Below are 3,798 nucleotides of genomic sequence, written 5' to 3' on the forward strand. Positions count from 1 at the left end.
CTGGGGCGCGCTGGCCGCGACCGGCCACCCGGTGACCGTCGTGCGCGACGGGCCCGCCCCGATCGCCCAGCGCCTGCTGGCCTCGATCGTCAACACGGCGTGCTTCATCGCGGGCCAGCACCTCGCGACCCCGGCGGACATCGACACGGCGGTCCGCCTCGGCCTCGGTTACCCACGCGGTCCGCTGGCCTGGGGCGATCTCGTCGGCGGCGACGTCGTGCTGCGCATCCTGCGCGGCCTCGCCACGGCCACCGGCGACCCGCGCTACCGGCCGAGCCCGTGGCTCACCGAGCGCGTCGCACTCGGCCTCCCGCTGACGACGACCGGGACGACACCGGCGAACCTCTTGTCCTGAACGGAAAAGCGGGCCGCCCCGAGGGACGGCCCGCTTTCTTCACCGCTCAGTTCACCAAGGACGGTCGACGGCCCCGCCCGCGAGGGTGAACGTGATGTAACCGCCCTGGAAGTCGCTGCGGTACACCCCGTTGACCACGTACTCGTCCGACGTCGGGTAGCGCAGGTACGACCGCTCCCACCCGAGCGCCGCCCAGCGCTTGCGGATCTCGCCCTTCACCGCGTGCGCGCCGGTCGCCACCGTGTAGTAGATCGAGTGGCCGAGGCTGAAGTGGTTGTATCGGCCGATCCCGTCCGGCGTAACGCCTTCGTCGGTCGTCGGGTAGCCGAGCCCGCGCTCGTACCCGTACTCCGCCCACTTCTTCCGGATCTCCCCGAAGATCGCGTGCGCGCCGTTCGCGGCGGTGTAGTAGATCGAACCGACGTTGCCACCCTTGATGAAGTGGTTGTAGCGGCCGACGCCGTCCGGCGTGCCTGCCTCGTCGGTCGTCGGGTAACCCAGACCGCGCTCGTAGTCCAGCGCCGCCCACTTCTTCCGGATCTCACCGTAGAGCGCGTGCGCGCCCGTCGCGGCCGTGTAGTAGATCGAGCCCACGTTTCCGTTGTTGACGAAGTGGTTGTACTGCGCGACACCGTCCGGAGTGGACGCGGTGTCCGACGTCGGCGGGCCGAGGACGCTGTGGCCGCCGAAGGCGACGTACTTGTCGAGCACCGGGCCGGTCACGAACTTCGTGCCACCCACGGCGCTCCAGTACAGCCGCCCGTTCGCGTAGACTCGGTAGTGGACCGGACCATCGGTGACCTCGGGCGCCGTCGGCGCGCCCAGCTTCGCCTGCAGCGCCGGGTCGGCGTTGTAACGCTGGTCGATCGGCGTGGCGTAGTTCGCCGTCAGCGTCATGTCGCTCGTGCCGACGGTGATGATCCACTTCTGAGTCGTCGGACCACCCTGCCAGCCGGTGAACGTCGAGACGCCGTCGATCGCCAGCGCGGCGGCCTCGACGTCGAAGCTGGCCCCCTCGGCGACCATCGCGGTGCTGACGCCGCCCTCGACCGGGATGCCCAGCGCCGCGGGCTGCGTGCTGACCAAGGTGATGCGGTGCTCACGCGGCCACGCCGTGTACGTCTTGGACGTCGTGACGCCCGCGTTGTCGGTCACCGACGCGGTGAACTCCATCCGCGAGTCCGGGTGCTCGGTGAACGGCGCCGCGAAGCTCGCGCCGGTACCGCCGTCGCCCGGGTGGGAGTGGCACGTCGCCTCGCTCGGGCAGTGCCGCACCGCGGTGGTCCAGGTGATCGGCAACGCGCCGTCCTCCGCGTCGGTCGCGGTGGCGCTCAGCGAAACCTGCTGGCTGACCGCGAACGTCGCCGTGTCACCCGGCGTGGTGAGGGTGATCTCCGGGGTGTGGTTGCCCGGCGCGACCGCGATGCTGGTCGTGTCGGCGGCGCCCAGCGGGTCCCGGACCGTCAGCTTCGCGGTGAACGCCTCGGTGCCCGCCGCGTAGGCGTGCGACACCGTCGGCCCCGCGTCGACGAGGGTGTTGCCGTCGCCGAAGTCCCAGTCGTACTTCAGCGTGTCGTTGTCGTAGTCGACCGAAGCGGAGCCGTCGAACGAAACGGTGCGGGTGTCCGGGTCGGTCACCGAGGTGGCCTTGGCGACCGGCGTGGTGTTGTTGGCCGAGTAGGTCAGCCGCCGCAGGTTGCCGGACAGGATGTCGGCGTAGACGATGTCGCCGTTCGGCGCCGCCGCGAACTTGACGGGGCCGCCGATGTCGGTGAAGACCGGCGGGTTCTCCGGGGCCTGCGTGAGCTGACCCTGCTTGTCGTACTTCATCGTCCAGATCTTGTGCGTCACGTAGTCGCCGAAGAAGTACGAGCCGCGGTACGCCGCCGGGTAGCTCGATCCGTTGTAGACGATCCCGCCGCTGACGCTGTTGCCCTGCATCACGCCGTTGCCGTGCTGGTACTCGAAGACCGGCGGCTGGTTCGCCACACCCACACATTCCGCGAGACCGCTGTAGCCCGGCGTCGGGTGGTTGCCCTCCCAGCACGGCCAGCCCTGGTTCGCGCCGCGCTGCACGACGTCGACCTCTTCCCAGGTGCTCCAGCCGACGTCACCGGCGACCGGGAGGCCGAGGTTCGGGTCGATGCTGAAGCGGAACGGGTTGCGGAACCCGCGCGCGAACACCTTGCTCGCGGTCGAACCCGGGTTCGCCGCGTCGAAGTACGGGTTGGTCGCCACGCCCTTGCCGTCGGCGGCCAGGTGGAAGATCTTGCCGTAGGGCTGGTTGATGTCCTGCGCGCGCAGCGACGCGGGGTCCATCTTGGTGAAGTCGCCGTTGTCGCCGATGGACAGCCAGAGCGTCCCGTCGGTGGCCGCGACGACCTCGTCGATGCCGTGCACGTTGAAGATGCCCGGCACCTCGAACAGGGACTGCTCGGCGCCCAGACCGGTCGGCGCGCCGGCCGCGTCCACGGTGACCGTGAACCGCGCCAGGCGCATCACGAAACCGCTGGTCTGGTTGATCGACCGCGTCAGGTAGATGGCGTGCGAGGTGGCGTAATCCGGCGCCACGGCGAGCCCGACCAGACCGAGGTCTTCATTGGTCCGGACCGGCAGCTTCGTCAGCGACCGGCCCGCCGAGCCGTCGGCCGACAGCCAGCGGACCGTGCCGTTCTTGCCGGTGACCAGCATCGAGTTGTCCGGCAGGTACGCGAAGTCGGTGAGTGGTTCTTGCCCCAGCCCGGCGCTGGTGTCCCGCAGCACGAACCCCTGCGGGAGCGCTGTCGCCGCCGTCGCCACCCCCGTGGCCACGACGGGCAGCATCGCCCCGGTCAAAACTGCCGCCACGAAGGCGTGACGGAGTGCGCGAAGTTTTCGCAAGGCCATTTGGCCCCCCTTCCCAAGCGATCACTTATCGCCCGAGCAGGGGGGCCAGTTGCACTCGGCAGAGTGAATTTATCGGACTGTGACCTACTGTCCGTATTGGCCGCTAACGCGTTACGGGACCACCTGCACGACGTCACCGACGTGCAACGTGTTGAAGAACTTCAGGGACGCGGCGGCCGACAGGTGGATGCAGCCGTGCGAGTACACCGACAGGCTGCCGGTGTGGAAGGCGTCGCCCGGGTAGAAGAACACCGAGTTCGGCATCTCCGCGTTGTCGAACTCCTTCGACAGGTGCATCTTTTCCTTCGACAGCACGTGGAACGTGCCGGTCGGGGTCGGGTTGCTCTTGCGGCCCGGCAGCATCTTCACCGGCCCGTAGACGACCTTGCCGCCCTGCAGCAGCCACGCCTGGTGCGCCGAGATGTCGACGCAGGCCGCGGTGCCCGAGGCCGCGGCCGCCGCCGCGCACGGCACGCCCGGGTTCGCCGGGGGCGCCGGCTTCGGCTTGGGCTTCGGCTTGGTCGTGGTGGGGGCCGCCTTCGACGTGGTCGGCGTCG

General features: G+C 69.5%; 3 protein-coding genes. 1 reads left to right on the forward strand and 2 read right to left on the reverse strand.

From position 1 onward, the window contains the following. Window positions 1-355: 3-hydroxyacyl-CoA dehydrogenase family protein (locus G3I65_RS35560; RefSeq protein WP_239071648.1), on the forward strand; the 355-nt coding region annotated here is incomplete at its 5' end. 51 nt (window positions 356-406) lie between these two features. Here G3I65_RS35560 and G3I65_RS35565 read toward each other — a convergent pair. Together G3I65_RS35565 and G3I65_RS35570 are read right to left on the reverse strand one after the other, a co-directional pair. After that, window positions 407-3,241: a PQQ-dependent sugar dehydrogenase gene (locus G3I65_RS35565; protein ID WP_160699972.1), complete on the reverse strand. Its 2,835-nt coding sequence runs from the start codon at window positions 3,239-3,241 to the stop codon at window positions 407-409. Window positions 3,242-3,352: 111 nt separating this feature from the next. Then, window positions 3,353-3,798 (reverse strand): L,D-transpeptidase (locus G3I65_RS35570; RefSeq protein ID WP_239071649.1); only part of this gene is annotated, 446 nt, incomplete at its 5' end.

Origin of the sequence: Amycolatopsis sp. SID8362 (assembly GCF_010550475.1) — a bacterium.
GTDB lineage: Bacteria > Actinomycetota > Actinomycetes > Mycobacteriales > Pseudonocardiaceae > Amycolatopsis > Amycolatopsis eburnea.

Excerpts from the sequence above, each read along its gene's own strand:
- G3I65_RS35565 (WP_160699972.1), bottom strand. The coding sequence starts at position 3,241 with ATGGCCTTGCGAAAACTTCGCGCACTCCGTCACGCCTTCGTGGCGGCA.